Below are 19,452 nucleotides of genomic sequence, written 5' to 3' on the forward strand. Positions count from 1 at the left end.
CCAATCCGTTTGACTTTTGCCTGCGGACGGTCACAAAAACGCTCGCCCACAGAAAGAACCACAGGGACAGGAAAAATGCTCCACACGATCGCGGCCTTCGACCGTCTCGGCGAGGAAAATGCCTTTGCGGTGCTGGCGAGGGCTACCGCGCTTGCCCATCAGGGTCGTGATATCGTCAACCTCGGCATCGGCCAGCCCGATTTCAAGACGCCCCAGCACATCGTCGAGGCGGCGATCAAGGCGCTGCGCGACGGCCACCATGGCTACACGCCGGCAAACGGCCTCTTGGCCACCCGCGAGGCCGTCGTGCGCCGCACGCTGACCACCACCGGCGTCGAGGTGTCGCCCGAGAACGTGATGATCCTGCCCGGCGGCAAGCCGACCATGTTCGCCGCGATCCTGATGTTCGGCGAGGCCGGCACCGAGATCCTCTACCCCGATCCCGGCTTTCCGATCTACCGCTCGATGATCGAGTTCACCGGCGCCACTCCGGTGCCGGTGCCGATCCGCGAGGAAAACGGCTTTGCCTTCTCGGCCGACGAGACGCTGGCGCTGATCACGCCGAAGACGAGGCTGCTGATCCTCAACTCGCCCGCCAATCCGACCGGCGGCGTCACCCCGCGGGCCGAGATCGAGAAGCTGGTCAAGGGCCTGGAGAAACATCCTGAGGTCGCCATCATGTCGGACGAGATCTACGACGTCATGACCTATGACGGCGAGACCCACTGCTCGCTACTCAATTTCCCCGAGATCCGCGACCGGCTGATCGTGCTCAACGGCTGGTCGAAGACCTGGGCGATGACCGGCTGGCGCATGGGCTGGTCGATCTGGCCGAACGGCGACAAGGGCGCGCATCTCTACGACAAGGTTCGCAAGCTGGCGGTGAACTGCTGGTCCTGCGTCAACGCGCCGAGCCAGTTCGCCGGCATCGCCGCGATCGACGGCCCGCAGGACGACGTCGAGAAGATGATGCGCGCCTTCGACAACCGCAGGAAGATCGTGGTCGAAGGGCTGAACGCGCTCCCGGGCATTTCCTGCATCACGCCTAAAGGTGCCTTCTATGCCTTCCCCAACGTCTCGAAGACCGGCTGGAAGGCCAAGAAGCTTGCCTCGGCGCTGTTGGAAGACGCCGGCGTGGCGCTCATCGGCGGCCCCGATTTCGGCGTGCTCGGCGAAGGCTATATCCGGCTTTCCTACGCCAATTCGGAGGAGAACATCCTGCGCGCGCTGGAGCGGATCGAGGCGTTCCTGAACAAGTGATCGATCAGGCGCTCATCCGCGCCCGACGAATGGCATCTTCGTCGCCATCACCGTCATGAACAGCACATTGGCATCGAGCGGCAGGCTGGCCATATGCAGCACCGCGTCGGCGACGCGCTGCACATCCATTACCGCCTCGGCGGCGATCGAGCCGTTGGCCTGCGGCACACCCACCGTCATCGGCTGCGCCATCTCGGTCAGCGCATTGCCGATGTCGATCTGGCCGCAGGCGATGTCGAAGGGCCGGCCGTCGAGCGCCAGCGTCTTGGTGAGCCCGGTGATCGCGTGCTTGGTCGCCGTATAGGGCGCTGAGCCTGGGCGCGGTGCATAGGCCGACACAGAGCCGTTGTTGATGATCCGGCCGCCCATCGGCTTCTGCCTTCGCATCGCACCGAAGGCTGCGCGAGCGCACAGGAACGATCCGGTGAGATTGACGCCGACGACGTCGTTCCACACCTCGACCGGAATCTCGTCGATCAGCGTCGACTTGTAGCCTATGCCGGCATTGTTGAAGAGCAGGTCGACGCGGCCGAAGCCTTCGAGCACGGTCTCGAACATGTCGTCCACTTCCTCGGCCTTGCTGATATCGCAAGCGACGGCCAATGCTTTGGCTTGCGTCTTGCCCGCATCGGCGATCGCCTCTTCCAGCAGCGTCTTGCGGCGGCCGCAGAACACCGTGTTCCAGCCTGCCTTGAGCAGCGCCGTCGCGACGCTCTTGCCGATGCCGGTGCCGGCGCCGGTAACGATGGCGGTCTTCTCTGCTATGGCTGTCATCGCCGACCTCCGGTCATGGATGGAAAGACGTGGCATCGCAAATGCCTGGGGTCATGGCAAGCCGCTGTTGGCAATAAAGAAAAGGCCAACAAAAAGGGCGGCCATTGGCGACCGCCCCGATCTGAACCGCGCTTGGGAGGAGGAAAAGCCGGTCCGACTGATTAGAATGATGCGCTTGCTGGGTTAACGGAAGATTAACGACCGGCAAGGCGTCCCCGAAGGACGTTTACCACGCCGAATCACCACGGTGAATTGGGCGCCGTTCCCGCCGGCACCTTGGCCGCCGAAACCGTCGCCTCGACATGATCGACCAGGGCGTCCGGCAGGCCGAGGCGGCCGGCGAGCAGGTCGAGATAACCGCGCTCGGTGCGCGTGTCGGGATCGATGGTGAGCCGCGAGGCGGTATAAAGCTCGAGCTTCTGCGCATCGGTCTTGGCGCCGGCGATCAGCGCGTCGAGATCGAGCGGGCTTTCGAGCTCGGCAAGCAGGAACTTTTCCGCTTCGGCCCCGATGCCCGCGAGCTTGAGCTTGTCGGCGATCTTCTTGCGCTCGTCATCGTCGACATGGCCGTCTGCCTTCGCCGCCGAGATCATTGCCCTGACCAGCGTCAGCGTGAACTCGGCCTCGCCCTGCGGCGCCTGCGAGGGGTGGAAGGCGGTGTCGGCCGGCGGCGGCAGCAGCTCTGGCTCGCTGCCGGCCGGTGCCTGCGCCGGCTCCTTGCCGGCCTTGTAATTCTGATAAGCCTTGTAGGCGAGGCCTCCGATCGCAGCCAGGCCGCCGAGCTTGACGGCCGCGCCCGTCACCTGCCGGCCAGTGCCGGTGCCGAGCAGCACGGCTGCCAGCGCGCCGGCGGCGAGCGGATTGTCCTTTGCCATCTGCACCGCCTGCCCCGCCTTGTCGCGGACAGTCGAGCCGGTCCCGGGGATTTGCGAGCCGAGAAGGTCGTCGAGCAGCTTCTTGGGATCGAGCATCAATGCCTCCAGAATGGGCCCGGCCGAACGCGCCCGGGCAGGGTTTCGGACCGGCAAGAGGTAGGCCCCGTGCATCGACATTACAATGACGGGGCCAGCTTTCGCTCGCAGAACTGGCCGCTCTAATTGCCGATATGGCGCTTGCCGCCGCGCGCTTGCGCCAGCTCGACCTGGCGGTGGCGTTCGGCATAGCGCTCGCGATCCGCATCGGACCGCACTTCAAAGCAACGCGGGCATGAGACGCCGATTGCGTATTTCGGCGACAGCCGGTCCTCGACCGTCAGCGGATGCCGGCAAGCCCGGCAGAGCTCCGCCTCCCCCTCGACCAGACCATGCGAGACGGAGACCCGCTCGTCGAACACGAAACATTCGCCTTGCCAGAGGCTCTCTTCGGCCGGCACGTCCTCCAGATATTTCAGGATGCCGCCCTTGAGATGGAAAACGTTTTTGAGGCCGAGCGACTTCACATAGGCCGTCGCCTTCTCGCAGCGAATGCCGCCGGTGCAGAACATCGCCACCTTGCGGCCTTCGAGCTCTCCACGATGCTGCTCGACCCAGGCGGGGAACTCGCGGAAGCTGGTGGTCTTGGGATCGACCGCACCCTGGAAAGTGCCGAGCGAGACCTCGTAGGCGTTGCGGGTATCGATGACGAGCGTGTCGGTGTCCGAGATCAGCGCGTTCCAGTCGGCCGGCGCGACATAGGTTCCGGCGCTCGCCTTCGGATCGATGTCCTCGACGCCCATGGTGACGATCTCGCGCTTCAGCCGCACCTTCATGCGGTGGAACGGCATTTCGGCAGCGGCGCTGTATTTGACTTCGAGACCGGCAAGGCCTTCGATGGCTTGCAGATGGTCGATCAGCGCGGCAATCGCATCCTCGCTGCCGGCAACGGTACCGTTGATGCCTTCATGCGCCAGAAGCAGCGTGCCCTTGATGCCGCGCCCGCAGCAGAAGGCGGCAAGCGGCGCGCGCAAGGCTTCGTATCCGTCGAGGCGCGCGAATTTGTAGAGCGCGGCGACCCGGACTGGCTGAATCTCCATAGCAGTTGTCATGCTCATGCCACTAGACCGTGCTGAAAGCCGTTTCAAGGCGACCGATATTCAGCTGGCCACGCGGCATCACGACACGCCGGGTTTCGTGGACTTGGCATATCCCTTCTGCTAATCGGTTTAAAACGATCGAGATGGAGACCAGCACATGACCAGCAAGACCGAAAAGCTCCTGTCGCTCCTCAATGGTCAGCCGGTCATCCCGGTGCTCAAGATCGCCAACGTGGCAGATGCCGTGCCGCTCGCCCGCGCGCTTTCGCGCGGCGGTTTGCGGGCCATCGAGATCACCTTGCGCACCGCCGATGCGCTGGAAGCGATCCGCCGCGTCGCCGCCGAGGTCGAGGACGCGGTCGTCGGCGCCGGCACCATTCTCGATGCCAAGCAGTTCGACGAGGCAGCCGCCGCCGGCTCGAAATTCATCGTCAGTCCGGGCATCACCAGCCAGCTTCTCGACGCGGCCAAGGACAGCTCCGTGCCGCTGCTGCCCGGCGCCATCACGCCCGGCGAGATCATGGCCGCGCGCGAAGCCGGCCTGCGCTTCCTGAAATTCTTCCCGGCCGAGCAGTCCGGCGGCATCGCTTCGCTGAAGGCTTTCGCCTCGCCGCTCGCCGACGTGAAATTCTGCCCGACCGGCGGCATTACGGCCAAGAATGCCGCCGACTATCTGAGCCTGCCCAACGTCATCTGCGTCGGCGGCTCCTGGGTCGCGCCCGACGATCTCATCAAGGTCGGCAAGTGGGACGAGATCGAAGCGCTGGCGCGTGAGGCGAGCAAGCTCAAGAAGTAATCGGTCCGCCCCCATAAAGCAAAAGCCGCGCTGGCGGGCCAACGCGGCTTTTCAGCGGCCACGCTGGCTCGCCTATTTCGTTTGGAAGCGCGCGACCGAGAGGAACTTCACCGCGTTGCCCGTGAACCGGCTTGCGTCCGGCACCCCGCCATCCGCCTGAAAGCCGGCCGTATACACTTCGCTCGGCGGCGTATGCACGATGTTGTAGGCATAGCGCGGCGCTGTCGTCGGGTCGGAAACCGTGGCAATGTTGACGCCGCTGCCCAGCGCCCAGCGCGCGGCTTGCGGCGGCGTCGCCACCACCATGGCCTTGGGCCCGGGCTTCAGATCGTGGGCAGACGCCCTGGCTTCCTTGGCCGTCGTCTTCACGCCGGCGCCAATTGCCTGCGCCGGGTCGCTCCCGGCCGGGAGCGCGGCAATGGCCTGGCGCGGCGAGGCCGCATCGACGCCCGACGGATCGTTGAACGCGGAGCGCGGCTCCGGCTCGGTCAGCGACGCAAGCTGGTATTCGGCGCCGCCGACGCCATCGGCCTCGACGGTGGCATTGGCCTGTTCGAGGACGGCTTTGACCTCGTCCTGCTTGCCGGGCTGCGGCCGGGCGGTCGGCAGCACGGAGAACGCGTCGGTCGCGCTCTTGTCCTGCGAAGCGGTTTCGGCCAGCGCCAGAAGCACGCTCTTGTCCTTCGGCGCCAGATCGGCCGGCGTCGCCGAGCGGTCGGGACGCCAGGTCGGCAGCGGGATGTTGTTGACCGCTACCTGGGCCGGATCGGTGCTCGCGGCCTCGGCGGCGCTGGCCGTGGCGAACGGAACCTTGTCCGGCACCGGCGCCTGCGCAGTCGAAACCGCCTGCTCCGTCGTCGCCGAGGCATCCGCCATGGCGAACGGCACGTTCTGCGGCGTCTGCTGGCCGACATCAACCTTCGGACGCGGCGCGAAATCGGGCAGCGGGATTTCCTTGGGCGGCAGGGCGGCGATGATCGTCTCCGGCGTATCCTGCTGTTGCTCGTCGGCGCCGTCATCCGCGATCTGCGGGATGCTGGCGCGCTTGGCATCCTTCGGCGAAACAATCGCGATGCCCGGAAGATTGCTGTCGCGTGCCGTGGCAGCAGTAGCGACCTGAACCTGCTTCACGGCTTTCCGCTGGGGCGCCGGGGCACTTTCGTCGGCGGCGTCGTCGGCTTCGTCGGCACCGCCGCCGAACAAGGCCGCAAGCAGGCCGCCGGAGCGCTTGGTCGAGCCGCCGGCGCTGGCCAGTTCGATGTTCGGAGTGCCGGCCCCCTTGCGGGCCTGATACGCTGCCACTGCTTGCTCATAGCCGGGCAGCGGGCGTCCGTCGCTCGGCACATGCAGCGTCTTGCCGTTGGGGAACAGGCTGACCAGTTCCTGGCGGCTGATGCCCGGCCAATGGCGCACGTTGCCGACATCCATATGCACGAAGGGCGAACCGGAAGTCGGGTAATAGCCGACGCCGCCGCCCTGCATCTTTAGGCCGATGTTGCGCAGTTTCTTCAACGGCACGCCGGGGATGTAGAAATCCATCGCCTTGCCCAGCATGTGCTGGCTCTTCTCGGCGACGCCGCGGCTGCGCGAGCGCAACAGCGCGTTGGTCGACGGCGAGCGATAGCCGCAGACGACCTGGATATAGTCGGTCGCGCCGCTTTCGCGATAGGCTTCCCAGACGAGGTCGAGCAGCCGCGGGTCCATCTTGGTCGGCTCGTTGCGGCGCCAGTCGCGCAGGATGATGTTGATCTTGCGCAGGCCTTCGGGATCGTAGCGCCCATTGCGCTTGTAGACGATCTCGGCCTTCTCGTGGGTGTGCAGGTGATAGAGCTTGAGCGTACGAACCTCGGCCCGGGCGCCCGACGTCGCCGCGGACAGAAAACCGACGGCCAAAATCACGAACGTCAGCCACCTCGGCCAGACGCTCATGTGAAAATGCCGCCCGTTGTTGTGTCGTTCGACTTTGTTCAAATCAAATGGCCTTGCAGGCTGCCGTTTGTCCCCGGATTTGACCAAACGGATGCGTCGTTTTCACATCCGAATATCGATCCTAATGGTTAATCATCGTTTATTGAAGCCGAAATGCGGTAACACCGTGGCGATATCCCGTCAAAAATGATGCACGGCATTTCGTGGTAAACCGCTGGTTTATATCAAGAATCCGGCCTCGCCGACAACACGATCTGTTACCGTTAGCGTTAATGCGTGATCCTCGGCAACGCCAACCGCTGAAAACCATGCGTTTTCAGGTCAAAAGCGACAATTTGATTCGGATTTTAGGCAGGCAAGCTGGATCGAGGCTTGCCCCTCATGAGGCAAGCCGGTCGACGCGACCAGCTTCGGGATCAATGCCATATTCCTTCAACTTGCGGTAGAGTGTCGAGCGGCCGATGCCCAATCGCCGGGCGACTTCGCTCATCTGGCCGTTGTAATGGTCGATCGCAAGCTTGATCATCTCGAGCTCGACGTCGGCCAACGCCCGCACATTGCCGCGCTCATCGAGCGCGCGAAGCGTTCCGAAACGCGGCTGCGGCTTGGCTGGCGCCTGGCCATCAGGCAAGCCGGCTCCCATTGTATCGGCGACAGTCTCATCCCCTTGCCGAGTCGCGTCCGCAACCATATCGGCGATGGCGGATGCCGGTTCCGCTCCGAGATTGACCGTTCCTTCCACCTGCGCACGGATCTGCGGGAATTCCTCCTCGGTCAGCACGTCGCCCTCGGCAAGCACCGACGCCCGGAAGACCGCATTCTCCAGCTGGCGGATGTTGCCCGGCCAGTCATAGGCCTGCAGCATCGCAAGCGCCGTGGCCGATATGCCGGCAAGGCGGCGGCGCGGATCTGTCGGAGCGACCTTCTCCATGAAATGCCGGACCAGGTAGGGAATGTCGTCGCGGCGGTCGCGCAGCGGCGGCACGAAGATCGGGTAGACGTTCAGCCGGTAGAACAGGTCCTCGCGGAACTTGCCGTCCTTGACCTGCTGCAGAAGGTTGCGGTGCGTGGCCGAGATCAGCCTTATATCGACCTTGACGGTCGAGCGGCCGCCGACCGGATCGACCTCGCCTTCCTGCACGGCGCGCAAAAGCTTGACCTGGACGTCGAGCGGCAGGTCGCCGATCTCGTCGAGGAACAGCGTACCGGAATTCGCCTCGACGAATTTGCCGATGTGCTTATCGGTGGCGCCGGTGAAGGAGCCCTTCTCATGGCCGAACAGGATCGATTCGACCAGATTGTCGGGGATAGCGCCGCAATTGACGGTGACGAAGGGCTTCGAGCGACGATCGCCGCTGCCCTGGATGGCGCGCGCCACCAGCTCCTTGCCGACGCCGGATTCGCCCTCGATCAGGATCGGGATGTTGGAGGCCGCCGCCTTCTGCCCGAGGCGTATCACGCGGTCCATTGCCGGGCTGCGCGTGATCATGTCCTTGAAGGTGAGGTGGCCGCCGCCGCGCCGCCGCGACGCACGTTTCATCTCGTCCTCGACGGCTTCCACCTTGAGGGCGTTGGAGATCGCGGTCTGCAGCCTGTCGGGCGAGGCCGGCTTGACGACGAAGTCGAAGGCGCCGTGCCGCATCGCCGAGACGACGATTTCGATTCCGCCCTGGGCGGTCTGCACGATGACGGGGATGTTGATGGCGCGCTCGCGCATCGCCTTCAGCACGCCGATGCCGTCGAGGCCGGGCATGACGAGATCGAGAATGACGACGGAGACCTCGCGCGCGTTCGGCCCGTCGAGCACGTCGAGGCCGGCGGCGCCGCTATCCGTGACGATCGCGGTGTGGCCGAACTTGGTCAACGCGGCCTCGACCAGCCTGCGCTGCACCGGATCGTCATCGACTATGAGTATGGAACCTGTCATGACTGTTTGAGTTGTCCGCCCGAGAAAATCCCATGGATCATCTTGGCACAGGGTTCTAAATAAGGTTTCAAAAAACCCGGTGAACGAATTCCTTAGGATTTGACCGGCTTCTCCTTTCCCTTTGATTCTGGCGCTTGGTTCAAAGAAGGTATTGTCGATGCGCATGATGTTTGCTCGGCGGCTAGCGGCCCCAGCGTCCGGCCAGGGCGCGGCGGAGCTTGGCGACCTGCCCGAGTGGAATCTCGCCGATCTCTATTCGAGCATGGAAGCGCCCGAGTTGAAGCGCGACATCGCCAAGGCGGCCAGCGACGCCATCGCCTTCGAGGCCCGCTGGAAGGGCACTTTGGCCACCGAGGCCGGGCGCGGCGGCGCCGGCCGGCTTGGCGAGGCGCTGAAAACCTATGAGGCGCTCGAGGAACTGATCGGCCGCATCGTCTCCTATGCCGGGCTCGTCTATGCCGGCAACACCGCCGATCCGCAGCGCGCCAAGCTCTATGGCGACGTCCAGGAAAAGATGACGGACGCCAGCGCCCATCTCTTGTTCTTCGCGCTCGAGCTGAACCTGATCGACGATGCGGCGATCGAGAACGCCTTGGCCGCCGACAAGGACTTCGGCCACTACCGGCCTTGGGTGCTCGACCTCAGGAAGGACAAGCCCTACCAGCTCGAGGATCGCGTCGAGCAGTTGTTCCACGAAAAGTCGGTCACCGGGCGGGGCGCCTGGAACCGCCTGTTCGACGAGACGATGACCGACCTGCGCTTCGACGTCGACGGCGAGGAGCTGACGCTCGAGCCGGCGCTGAACCGACTGCAGGATGCCAATGGCGAGGTTCGCCGCCGTGCCTCCGAGGCGCTCGCGGCGACCTTCCGCAAGAACCTGCGCACCTTCACCCTCATCACCAATACCTTAGCCAAGGACAAGGAAATCTCCGATCGCTGGCGCGGCTTCCAGGACATCGCCGACTCGCGCCACCTCGCCAACCGCGTCGAGCGCGACGTCGTCGACGCGCTGGCCGCGGCCGTGCGCGAGGCCTATCCGCGGCTGTCGCACCGCTATTACGCGATGAAGGCGCGCTGGCTCGGCATGGAGGTGATGAACCATTGGGACCGCAACGCGCCGCTGCCGGAGACGCCGCAGGCGGTGATCCGCTGGGACGACGCCAGGGACACGGTGCTTTCCGCCTATCAGCGCTTCTCGCCCGACATGGCCGAGATCGCCCGCGGCTTTTTCGATCGCAAATGGATCGACGCGCCGGTGCGGCCGGGCAAGTCGCCCGGCGCCTTCGCCCATCCGACGGTGCCGTCGGCGCATCCTTATGTGCTGCTGAACTACATGGGCAAGCCGCGCGATGTGATGACGCTGGCGCATGAGCTCGGCCATGGCGTGCACCAGGTGCTGGCCGCCGGCCAGGGCGCGCTGATGGCCTCGACGCCGCTGACGCTGGCCGAGACCGCCTCCGTCTTCGGCGAGATGCTGACCTTCCGTTCGCTGCTCGAGCAGACCGCTGACCGCCGCGAGCGCAAGGCCATGCTCGCCCAGAAGGTCGAGGACATGATCAACACCGTCGTGCGCCAGATCGCCTTCTACGAGTTCGAGCGCAAGGTGCATGCCGACCGCAAGAACGGCGAGCTGACCTCGGACAGGCTCGGCGAATTCTGGCTGGAGGTGCAGGCCGAGAGCCTGGGGCCCGCGATCAAGCTGCGCGAGGGCTACGAGGTCTTCTGGACCTACATCCCGCACTTCATCCACTCGCCTTTCTACGTCTATGCCTATGCCTTCGGCGATTGCCTGGTGAATTCGCTCTACGCCGTTTACCAGAATGCCGAGCGCGGATTTCAGGAGAAGTATTTCGAGATGCTGCGCGCCGGCGGCACGAAACATCATTCCGAGCTTCTGGCGCCCTTCGGCCTCGACGCCACCGATCCCGCTTTCTGGCAGATCGGCCTTGGCGTGATCGGTTCGCTGATCGACGAATTGGAAGCGCTCGAGAGGTGAACAGCAACGAAGGGCGCATCGGCAGCTATAGTTTAGCCAAGACGCATATTAGCAAGAATCTATTCTTGCCCTAAATAGCTGTTCTTGAATAACTCTCCGGCGCATTTTTCAACTGGCTTTCGACAAGCCATATGATAGCGTCCGGCCTCAAGCTCAGCCGGACGCATCGCGCAGGCCAGAGATGGCTGGTCGCGCCGCTACGGCGAATGCGATGACGGCCGTCGGCTTCGGACAAGGGCCAAACGCCGATGGCTCGATTGAAGCCGGCGATTGCGCCGATCACGGAACCTTTGACGATCCCTGGCGTGAGCTCGCCTTTCCGGGCCTCGGCCGACAGATCGGACTGGAGAGGGAAATGAGCACTTTTTTCTACATGCTCCTGGCGTTCGTTGTGGGTATCCTGGTCGGCTGGTTCATCTGGGGCCGTCTGCGCGGCGAGCTCGACAGTCTGCGTGGCGATCTCGACCGCACGCGAAGCGAGCGCGACAGGCTGCGCGCCGATAGCGATCGGTTGAAGGGCGAGCTCGATGCCAGCGGCCGTGCCCGCGCCGATCTCGAAAGCCGGCTGCGCGATGCGCCTGCCGCCAAGGCCGGCGCCGACAAGGCCGCCACGCCGGCGCCGTCGGCGCTGATGTCGACGACATCGGCGGCGGCAAAGGCCGGGCCCGCAAAGCCCGCCGCTGCAAAGAAGCCGGCCGCAACGAAGACTGCAGCGGCACCGAAGCCGGCGGCCAAGGCGGCCGCGCCAAAGAAGGCGGCAGCGCCCGCGGCAAAGAAGGCGGCAGCGCCGCAGGCCGCGTCCGGCAAGGCCGACAATCTGCGCCGCCTCATCGGCATCGGGCCGGTCAATGAAAGGCTGCTCAAAGGCCAGGGCGTCACCACCTACGCCCAGATCGCCGCCTGGACCGCCGCCGACGTCAAACGCATCGAGGAGGTGCTCAATTTCGACGGCCGCATCGCGCGTGAAAAGTGGATCGAGCAGGCGAAATTGCTGGCCGCCGGCGACGAAGCGGAGTTTGCCAGGCAGTTCCCAACAGCTGGAACCGCAAATAACACCTGAACATCTAGCCGGCGTCGCAAACGCCGTCCATTGGCCAGAGACACCCGCCACTTCGTCATCCTATGGCGTAGCGAGGAGCGAAGCGACGCAGCGCAGACCATAGGATCCATTCCGTGAAGTCGAGGCGTTGCCACGCTGCAGAATTCTGCTCCGCAGCACCCTACGATTAAGATCACGGAATGGATCCTCGGGTCTACGCGTCCGCTTTCGCGTCCGCTCCGCCCGTGGATGACGAAGTTCGGGCGTTTCCGCCATCCCTGCAGGATCAGCTACCGAAGCTTCCGCGCCAACGGGACGCCTTTGCGCCGTTCGACGCCGTTCCCTCGATTGCGCCACGCCGAACCCCCATATAGAGCGGTCGACGGCGCTTTTGTCCGCATCCGAGGCTCATGTCCCTGCCCGCAGCCATTTTCCGCAACGACGCGACCGCTCGTCAGCTGGTCTTCGATCGGCCGGATGAGATCATCGTCGCGCACGGGGCTGAAGAGTTCGGGCCTGCGCTTGAAAGAGCCCAGGCCGCCTCCGACTCCGGCAAATGGCTGGCGGGCTATTTCTCCTACGAAGCAGGTTACCTGCTCGAGCCGAAACTGGTGCCGCTGCTGCCCGATGGCCGCCGCGCACCGTTGGTTTGCCTCGGCGTATTCGATGCGCCGGACGAGGAGGAGGTCCCGCAGTCACGGGCGTCAGCCAGCAATGGTCCAATCTTCGATGCCCGCGCAGCCTGGTCGGCCGAGGACTATGCCGGCCGTTTCGCGCGCCTTCACAACCACATCCGCAAGGGCGATTGCTACCAGGGCAATCTCACCTTCCCGGTCCGTGCACAGTGGTCCGGAGATCCGCTTGCGGCCTTCGACGCGCTCACCGAACGCCAGCCGGTGAAATACGGTGCGCTGGTCTCGCTCGGCGATCCGATCGTCCTGTCGCGCTCGCCCGAACTGTTCTTCGAGATCGATGCCGACGGCATGATCGAAACCCATCCGATGAAGGGCACCGCGCCGCGCGGCGCGACCAAGGCCGAAGACGCCCGGCTGAAGGCCTTCCTGCGCAATGACGAGAAGAACCAAGCCGAGAACCGGATGATCGTCGACCTTTTGCGCAACGACATCTCGCTGATCAGCCAAGTCGGCACGCTCGACGTGCCGGAACTGTTCCGCATCGAGACCTATCCGACGGTGCACCAGATGGTCAGCCGCGTGCGGGCAAGGCTTTTGCCTGGTATCGGCATCCGCCAAATCTTCGCCGCGCTCTTCCCTTGCGGCTCGATCACCGGCGCGCCGAAAATCCGTGCCATGGAAATCCTGCATGAGCTGGAAGATGCGCCGCGAGACGTCTATTGCGGCGCCATCGGCTGGATCGCGCCGGGCGGCAGGATGCGTTTTTCGGTGGCGATCCGCACCATCTCGCTCTTTGCCGACGGCGAGGCCGTCTACAATGTCGGCGGCGGCGTCGTCTTCGATTCCACCGCCGAGGAGGAGTATCGGGAGTGTCTGTTGAAAGCCCGCTTCGCGACGGGAACGGTGCCGGCTTCGAGCTGATCGAGACCATGCGCTGGGAGCCGGCCACAGGTTTCCTGCGCTTCGAGCGCCATCTTGCGAGGCTTTACGTCTCCGCCGCCGAACTCGGCTTCGTCTGCGATCCTGAACGGATCGGCGAAGTGCTTTCGAACACCGTTAGCGGACACGGAGTTGCCTTGCGCGTACGTCTTGCCTTGCGGCGCAATGGCGAAGCGACGGCCGCGGCTCAAGTCTATGAACCGCTGCCCGCCGACAAGGTCTGGCGGCTGCAGCTGGCGCGGATCCGTCTCGATTCGGCCAACACGCTGTTGCGCCACAAGACAAGCCTGCGCCAGGTCTACGCGCAGGCGCGCGCCGAATATCTCGCCACCCGCGCCGACGAAGTGCTTTTGGCCAACGAGCGCGGCGAGCTCTGCGAGGGCACGATCACCAATCTCTTCGCCGACTTCGGCGACGGCCCGCTTGCCACGCCTCGGCTCGACTGCGGCCTTTTGCCTGGAATATTGCGCGGCGCGCTTCTGGACGAAGGCCGCGCCGTGGAAGCGATCTACAGCTTCGACGATCTGAAGGCGGCGAAGGCGATCTTCGTCGGCAACTCGCTGCGCGGGCTGATCCCGGCGCGGCTTGGCTGACCGCGCCGGAGACATAAACTGGATAGCACCCAAACAGGCATGACCGTCCGCCAGCCGACCCATACACCCTATGACGGGTCCTCGAAGCTCTTCACCATCGGGCTGAAGCCGCTCGACTTCGACCGCTGGATCGAGATCGACGAATTGCTGCTGCCGCATCTGGCCGAGAAGCAACGGCTCTATGCGGAAATCCCGGAAAAGGTCTTTGTCGAGGAAGACGGCACAAGCGAGGCTCAGCGCGAAGTGCTGGACCTGCTCGTCGCGCATCTCGAAGCCGCCCATCCCGGCACGTATCGTCGCAACGGAGAGGATGTCGAGCCGATCGGTTTCGAGACGGCAAGCGACAGGCTGCCTGCTGCCCTGCGCGAGGCGCCGCTGGCCAAGGCTTCGCTGCTCGTCCAGGAAGATCTGATCCTGATGCGCCGCGGCGAGCACGGCTGGCGGCTCGGCGCCGGCTCGCTCTGCTTCCCTTCGTCCTGGTCGCTGCAGGAAAAATTCGGCAAGCCATTGCAGGATATCCACGAACCGGTGCCTGGATTCGGACCCGGCACGCGGCCGGCCGAACTCATCAACCGCATGTTCGACGGCCTGCAGGGCCAGGCGGTCGAGCGCTTCAACTGGTCGATCCAGGCCGGCGATGCGCTCTATCATCCGCTCTCCAATGTCGAACGCATCGACCGCGCCACGAACCGCCCGAGCCGCTTCGCCGACGGCGATGTCGACGCCCACGCCTTCATCCGCGTCGAACGCCAGACGCTGCGCAAGCTTCCCCTGTCGCGCGACATCCTCTTCACCATCCGCATCCATCTCGATCCGCTCAAGCTGCTCGTTCGCCATCCTGACCGGGCAGCCCTCGCCGTCTCCTTCGCGGAGCAGCTCCTGGCTCTCGACCAGCAACAACTCGACTATAAGGGCCTGACCGCCGACCGCGACCGGCTGGTCGAATTCCTCAGCGGCATGGCCTGCACGCCTTAACCAAGGTGCCAGCCGGGCCTGGCCGGCGGTTGGTGCTTTTCGCTGGTTTATGACAATGATCTGTGGTTGTAGCGCTTGGCCGTCGGGCAAAAGGCCCCGGTTTTGCGCGTGTTTGAAGGAGTGTGCGAAAAAATGGCGAACGAAAACTGGCCCGTTTACGGTGAAATCACCGGCCCTGTCGTGATGATCGGCTTCGGCTCGATCGGACGGGGAACGCTGCCGCTGATCGAGCGCCATTTCAAGTTCGACAAGTCGCGTATGACGGTCATCGACCCGCGCGACACCGACCGCAAGCTGCTCGACGAGCGCGGCATCACCTTCATGCAGGACGCGGTGACCGAGAAGAATTACAAGAAGCTGCTGACGCCGCTTCTGACCAATGGCGGCGGCCAGGGCTTTTGCGTCAACCTGTCGGTCGACACCGGCTCGGTGGACCTGATGAAATTGTGCCGCAAGCTCGGCGTGCTCTACATCGACACCGTGGTCGAGCCGTGGCTCGGCTTCTATTTCGACACCGAGGCCGACAATGCCAGCCGCACCAACTATGCGCTGCGCGAGGCGATGATCAAGGAAAAGCAAGACAAGCCCGGCGGCCCGACGGCGGTCTCCACCTGCGGCGCCAATCCCGGCATGGTCTCGTGGTTCGTCAAGAAGGCGCTGGTCAACCTCGCCACCGATCTCGGTCTCGAGTTTTCCGAGCCCGCGCAGGAGGATCGCGAGGCCTGGGCCAGGCTGATGAAGAAGGCCGGCGTCAAGGGCATCCATATCGCCGAGCGCGACACCCAGCGCACGAAGAAGCCGAAGCCGATGAACGTGTTCTGGAACACCTGGTCGGTCGAAGGCTTCATCTCGGAGGGCCTGCAACCGGCCGAGCTCGGCTGGGGCACGCATGAAAACTGGATGCCGAAGAACGGCAAGAAGCACAAGCACGGCTCCAAGGCGGCGATCTATCTGGAACAGCCCGGCGCCAACACGCGCGTGCGCAGTTGGTGCCCGACGCCCGGCCCGCAATACGGCCTGCTGGTGACGCATAACGAGTCGATCTCGATCGCCGACTTCTTCACCGTGCGCTCGAAAAAGGGCAAGGTCCAGTATCGCCCGACCTGCCACTACGCCTACCATCCTTGCAACGACGCCATGCTGTCGCTGGACGAGATGTTCGGCGCCGCCGGCAAGTCGCAGCCCGTCCACCACGTGCTCGACGAGAACGAATTGGTCGACGGCGTCGACGAGCTCGGCGTGCTGCTCTACGGCCACGACAAGAACGCCTACTGGTACGGCTCGCAGCTGTCGCTGGCCGAGGCGCGTAAGCTCGCCCCCTACCAGAACGCCACCGGCCTACAGGTGACCTCGGCTGTGCTCGCCGGCATGGTCTGGGCGCTGGAGAACCCGACCGCCGGCATCGTCGAGTCCGACGAGATGGACTACCGGCGCTGCCTCGAAGTGCAACTTCCCTATCTCGGGCCGGTCAGGGGCTACTACACCGACTGGACGCCGCTGGATAACCGGCCGGGTCTCTTCCCCGAGGACCTGGACAAGGACGACCCGTGGCAGTTCCGCAACATTCTGGTCCGATAGCAGCCGGACCTACCGGAGCAATTCGAGGAAAAGTGTGAAACGGTTTTCCGTCCGGATTTGTGTGAAAACAAGGGGATAGAGCGGTTCGCCGTTTCCGCGAAACGGTGGAGACGCTCTCCCTCTGCGCCTTGCAATCGCCCGGAAATCGGGCGATTGAGTATCGGCGGACTGAGGAGAGGATTTTCAAAATGACCATTGCGCGCAAACTGCTTTCGGCAGGCGCCGCGGCAAGCCTTCTGGCTGCGGCCGCCTGCACCACCACCGGCCCCGCGGACCAGCCTTCGATGGCGGCGCCGAAGGGCGTCGAGGGCAACTGGATCGACGCCAAGGGCACCGGCCTGTCGACCTTCGCGGCCGGCAGCTTCACCACCGTGGCCACCGACACCGGCCAGAAGCTGTCGGAAGGCAGCTACACCATGACCGGAGCGACCTCGGTCGAGATCCACGGCACCTCGCTGATCCGCCAGACGCCGGTCAGCTTCAACTGCCTGATGGTCTCCATCAGCCAACTCAATTGCACCAGCGCCAGCGGCCAGAATTTCGTGCTGACGCGCCGAGCTTGAGCGTTCGCAAATCGTCAGCCGACAGGGCCGGCGGCGCAAGCCGCCGTCCTTTTTTGTGCCGGCAAACATCTCCCTGATTTGTGCTTGCATCGACCGGAACCCGATGTGAACATGACCGGAGCTGACTGTTATTTTCCAGTCAAGCGAGGGCGTTAAGCATATTCGAAGTCAGCTTATCCGGGAGACGATGATGAAGAAGATTGCCGCGATCCTAGCCCTGTCGGCCTCGGCGCTCGGCCTGTCGGCAGGCGTGTCTTTTGCCGACTACACGCTGAACATCCTGCATTTCAACGATTGGCACAGCCGCATCGAAGGCAACAACAAATACGAGTCGACCTGCTCCGCCGATGAAGAGACCAAGGGCGAATGCATCGGCGGCGCCGGCCGGCTGATCACGGCGATCGCTCAGGAGCGCAAGAAGCTCGAAGGCCAGAACCTGCTGCTGCTCAATGCCGGCGACAGCTTCCAGGGATCGCTGTTCTACATCACCTACAAGGGTGCGGCGGAAGAGGAATTCCTCAATCAGATCAAGCCCGACGCGGTGACGCTCGGCAACCACGAGTTCGACGACGGCGAGACCGCGCTGGTTCCCTATCTCGACAAGGCGAAATTCCCGATCGTCAGCGCCAATGTCGTGCCCAATGACAAGTCCGGCGCCAAGGACAAGATCAAGCCTTCGATCGTCGTCGAGGTCGGTGGCCAGAAGATCGGCATCGTCGGCGCCGTCACCAACGACACGCCGGAACTCGCCTCGCCCGGCCCGAACATCGCCATCGCCGACGATGTCAAGTCGATCACGGCCGAGGTCGAGAAGCTCAAGGCACAAGGCATCAACAAGATCATCGCGGTGACGCATATCGGGTATAACCGCGAGCGCGACGTCATAGCGAAAATACCGGGTGTCGACGTGGTGGTCGGCGGTCACAGCCACACGCTTCTGTCGAACACCGATCCGAAGGCGGCGGGGCCCTATCCGACGATGGTCGACAACCCCGACGGTTACAAGGTGCCGGTGGTGCAGGCGGCGTCCTATTCGAAATATCTCGGCGAGTTCAAGGTCGTGTTCGACGACAACGGCGTCGTCAAGGAGGCGAGCGGCGCGCCGATCTATCTCGACAAGTCGATCACCCCCGATCCCGCCGTTCTTGCCCGCATCAAGGAGCTCGGCGCGCCGATCGAGGCGCTGAAGAACAAGGAGGTGGCCGAGACCACCAAGGCCATCGACGGCAGCCGCGAGAATTGCCGCGCGCGCGAATGCGAGATGGGCAATCTCGTCTCCGACGCCATTCTCGAGCGCACCAAGGGCCAAGGCGTCGAAATCGTCATCTCGAATGGCGGCGGCCTGCGCGCCTCGATCGACCAGGGCACGGTGACTATGGGCGAGGTGCTGACCGTGCTGCCGTTCCAGAACACGCTGGCCACTTTCAAGATCTCGGGCAAGGACCTGGTCGCGGGCCTTGAAAACGGCCTCAGCCAGATCGAGGACGGCGCCGGCCGCTTCCCGCAGGTTGCCGGCATCAAATATTCCTTCGACAGATCCGTCGCGCCCAATTCCGGCCGCGTCAAATCGGTCGAGGTGATGGAGAACGGCGCCTGGGCGCCGATCAGCCCGGACAAGCAGTACCTCGTCGCCACCAACAACTACGTCCGCCAGGGCGGCGACGGCTACAAGGTTTTCGCCGACAAGGCGACCGACGCCTATGACTACGGCCCCGGCCTGGAGCAGGTGGTGGCCGACTATCTCGGCGCCCACCGTCCCTATACGCCCAAGCTCGACGGCCGCATCACCGAGCTTGCGGCAACGGCGGCGGCGGCCGAGCCGGCCAAGCCTGCGGAACCGGCAAAGCCTGCCGAGACCGCCCCCGCCACCCAGGCACCTGCGAACGGGGCAGCAAAACCAGCCGAGACGTCGCCGACAAGCGGCGAGCCCGCCATGCCGGCTCCGCCTTCCGGTTCCAGCGACATAGCTGGCACGCCGCCGGTGGTTTCTACTGAAACCGCTCCGGCCGCGCCCACCGAGACCGCGAAGCCGGCAGAGAGCGCGCCCGCGGCGCCGGCCGCGGAACCGGCAAAGCCCGCCGAGACCGCCCCGGCAACGCCTCCTCCCGCAGCCGAGCCGGCCAAGCCGGCGCAGGCAACGCAGGCCGAAGCGAAACCGGCCGAGACCAGCCACACCATCGCCGCCGGCGATACCTATTGGGACCTGGCCAAGAAAGCCTACGGCGACGCAACCAAGTGGAAGCTCATCTCCGAAGCCAATAAGGATTATAAGCCGCGGCGCCTGCCGCTCGGCGCGACGCTGACCATCCCGCCGGCCGCGAAGTAACCGGTCATCCGGAAAGCATGGCACCCGCTCGGGCAACCGGGCGGGTGTTCCTTTTTGAGGTCCTGACGCGATAAGGTGCGGCCAGACGCAGCATTGAAAACCGGCAGGGCA

General features: G+C 64.4%; 15 protein-coding genes. 10 read left to right on the top strand and 5 right to left on the bottom strand.

Annotated features, from left to right (window positions below):
• Positions 1 to 75: 75 nt before the first annotated feature.
• Positions 76 to 1,260: a pyridoxal phosphate-dependent aminotransferase gene (locus LB538_RS07880; RefSeq protein WP_224524244.1), complete on the top strand. Its 1,185-nt coding sequence runs from the start codon at positions 76 to 78 to the stop codon at positions 1,258 to 1,260.
• A 12-nt stretch (positions 1,261 to 1,272) separates the two neighbouring features.
• On the opposite strand, the gene LB538_RS07885 is transcribed toward LB538_RS07880, so the two are convergent.
• The 3 genes from LB538_RS07885 to LB538_RS07895 all read right to left on the bottom strand — a co-directional run bounded on the left by LB538_RS07885 (position 1,273) and on the right by LB538_RS07895 (position 4,057).
• Complete coding sequence (locus LB538_RS07885) at positions 1,273 to 2,034, bottom strand: SDR family oxidoreductase (protein WP_224524240.1); 762 nt, start codon at positions 2,032 to 2,034, stop codon at positions 1,273 to 1,275.
• Between the two features lie 239 nt (positions 2,035 to 2,273).
• Positions 2,274 to 3,005, bottom strand: a complete 732-nt coding sequence (locus LB538_RS07890; RefSeq protein WP_224524237.1) for a tellurite resistance TerB family protein — start codon at positions 3,003 to 3,005, stop codon at positions 2,274 to 2,276.
• A gap of 122 nt (positions 3,006 to 3,127) precedes the next feature.
• Positions 3,128 to 4,057 (bottom strand): rhodanese-related sulfurtransferase, encoded by a 930-nt coding sequence (locus tag LB538_RS07895; protein ID WP_224524640.1) that lies wholly within the window; start codon positions 4,055 to 4,057, stop codon positions 3,128 to 3,130.
• A gap of 145 nt (positions 4,058 to 4,202) precedes the next feature.
• On the opposite strand from LB538_RS07895, the gene LB538_RS07900 reads away from it, so the two are divergent.
• The gene (locus LB538_RS07900) at positions 4,203 to 4,841 is read left to right on the top strand and encodes a 2-dehydro-3-deoxy-phosphogluconate aldolase (protein WP_224524234.1); all 639 of its coding nucleotides are present in this window, start codon (positions 4,203 to 4,205) and stop codon (positions 4,839 to 4,841) included.
• A 72-nt stretch (positions 4,842 to 4,913) separates the two neighbouring features.
• Here the strand turns inward: LB538_RS07900 and LB538_RS07905 are convergent, their stop codons facing one another.
• On the bottom strand, positions 4,914 to 6,770 hold the full coding sequence (locus LB538_RS07905; protein WP_224524230.1) for a DUF882 domain-containing protein: 1,857 nt from the start codon (positions 6,768 to 6,770) through the stop codon (positions 4,914 to 4,916).
• A 379-nt stretch (positions 6,771 to 7,149) separates the two neighbouring features.
• Positions 7,150 to 8,697 carry a sigma-54-dependent transcriptional regulator gene (locus LB538_RS07910; protein WP_224524227.1) on the bottom strand — a complete coding sequence of 516 codons (1,548 nt, stop codon included), beginning with the start codon at positions 8,695 to 8,697 and terminating at the stop codon, positions 7,150 to 7,152.
• Positions 8,698 to 8,854: 157 nt separating this feature from the next.
• Between LB538_RS07910 and LB538_RS07915 the strand changes: the two genes are divergently transcribed.
• The 8 genes from LB538_RS07915 to LB538_RS07950 all read left to right on the top strand — a co-directional run bounded on the left by LB538_RS07915 (position 8,855) and on the right by LB538_RS07950 (position 19,341).
• On the top strand, positions 8,855 to 10,693 hold the full coding sequence (locus LB538_RS07915) for a M3 family oligoendopeptidase (protein WP_224524223.1): 1,839 nt from the start codon (positions 8,855 to 8,857) through the stop codon (positions 10,691 to 10,693).
• Positions 10,694 to 11,048: 355 nt separating this feature from the next.
• Entirely contained in the window at positions 11,049 to 11,753 is a 705-nt protein-coding gene (locus LB538_RS07920; RefSeq protein WP_224524220.1) for a proton-conducting membrane transporter, read from the top strand.
• 389 nt (positions 11,754 to 12,142) lie between these two features.
• Positions 12,143 to 13,288: an aminodeoxychorismate synthase component I gene (locus LB538_RS07925; protein ID WP_224524218.1), complete on the top strand. Its 1,146-nt coding sequence runs from the start codon at positions 12,143 to 12,145 to the stop codon at positions 13,286 to 13,288.
• A complete protein-coding gene (locus LB538_RS07930) occupies positions 13,237 to 13,899 on the top strand; it encodes an aminotransferase class IV family protein (RefSeq protein ID WP_224524216.1) in 663 nt (220 codons plus the stop codon). The genes LB538_RS07925 and LB538_RS07930 overlap by 52 nt, the downstream gene beginning before the upstream one ends.
• A gap of 39 nt (positions 13,900 to 13,938) precedes the next feature.
• On the top strand, positions 13,939 to 14,874 hold the full coding sequence (locus LB538_RS07935; RefSeq protein WP_224524213.1) for a heme-dependent oxidative N-demethylase family protein: 936 nt from the start codon (positions 13,939 to 13,941) through the stop codon (positions 14,872 to 14,874).
• A gap of 132 nt (positions 14,875 to 15,006) precedes the next feature.
• Entirely contained in the window at positions 15,007 to 16,452 is a 1,446-nt protein-coding gene (locus LB538_RS07940; protein WP_224524211.1) for a homospermidine synthase, read from the top strand.
• 188 nt (positions 16,453 to 16,640) lie between these two features.
• On the top strand, positions 16,641 to 17,015 hold the full coding sequence (locus LB538_RS07945) for a hypothetical protein (RefSeq protein ID WP_095766333.1): 375 nt from the start codon (positions 16,641 to 16,643) through the stop codon (positions 17,013 to 17,015).
• Between the two features lie 190 nt (positions 17,016 to 17,205).
• Entirely contained in the window at positions 17,206 to 19,341 is a 2,136-nt protein-coding gene (locus tag LB538_RS07950) for a bifunctional metallophosphatase/5'-nucleotidase (protein ID WP_224524209.1), read from the top strand.
• The last annotated feature ends 111 nt before the right edge of the window (positions 19,342 to 19,452 follow it).

This window comes from Mesorhizobium sp. Ca11, assembly GCF_020165275.1.
In the GTDB taxonomy this organism is placed as follows: Bacteria; Pseudomonadota; Alphaproteobacteria; order Rhizobiales; family Rhizobiaceae; genus Mesorhizobium.

What these genes read in the sequence shown, in the direction of transcription:
- LB538_RS07920 (WP_224524220.1), top strand. Translation starts at nt 11,049, where the DNA reads ATGAGCACTTTTTTCTACATGCTCCTGGCGTTCGTTGTGGGTATCCTG.
- LB538_RS07940 (WP_224524211.1), top strand. Translation starts at nt 15,007, where the DNA reads ATGGCGAACGAAAACTGGCCCGTTTACGGTGAAATCACCGGCCCTGTC.
- LB538_RS07885 (WP_224524240.1), bottom strand. Translation starts at nt 2,034, where the DNA reads ATGACAGCCATAGCAGAGAAGACCGCCATCGTTACCGGCGCCGGCACC.
- LB538_RS07880 (WP_224524244.1), top strand. Translation starts at nt 76, where the DNA reads ATGCTCCACACGATCGCGGCCTTCGACCGTCTCGGCGAGGAAAATGCC.
- LB538_RS07915 (WP_224524223.1), top strand. Translation starts at nt 8,855, where the DNA reads ATGCGCATGATGTTTGCTCGGCGGCTAGCGGCCCCAGCGTCCGGCCAG.
- LB538_RS07895 (WP_224524640.1), bottom strand. Translation starts at nt 4,057, where the DNA reads ATGACAACTGCTATGGAGATTCAGCCAGTCCGGGTCGCCGCGCTCTAC.
- LB538_RS07900 (WP_224524234.1), top strand. Translation starts at nt 4,203, where the DNA reads ATGACCAGCAAGACCGAAAAGCTCCTGTCGCTCCTCAATGGTCAGCCG.
- LB538_RS07945 (WP_095766333.1), top strand. Translation starts at nt 16,641, where the DNA reads ATGACCATTGCGCGCAAACTGCTTTCGGCAGGCGCCGCGGCAAGCCTT.
- LB538_RS07890 (WP_224524237.1), bottom strand. Translation starts at nt 3,005, where the DNA reads ATGCTCGATCCCAAGAAGCTGCTCGACGACCTTCTCGGCTCGCAAATC.
- LB538_RS07935 (WP_224524213.1), top strand. Translation starts at nt 13,939, where the DNA reads ATGACCGTCCGCCAGCCGACCCATACACCCTATGACGGGTCCTCGAAG.
- LB538_RS07925 (WP_224524218.1), top strand. Translation starts at nt 12,143, where the DNA reads ATGTCCCTGCCCGCAGCCATTTTCCGCAACGACGCGACCGCTCGTCAG.
- LB538_RS07950 (WP_224524209.1), top strand. Translation starts at nt 17,206, where the DNA reads ATGAAGAAGATTGCCGCGATCCTAGCCCTGTCGGCCTCGGCGCTCGGC.
- LB538_RS07910 (WP_224524227.1), bottom strand. Translation starts at nt 8,697, where the DNA reads ATGACAGGTTCCATACTCATAGTCGATGACGATCCGGTGCAGCGCAGG.
- LB538_RS07905 (WP_224524230.1), bottom strand. Translation starts at nt 6,770, where the DNA reads ATGAGCGTCTGGCCGAGGTGGCTGACGTTCGTGATTTTGGCCGTCGGT.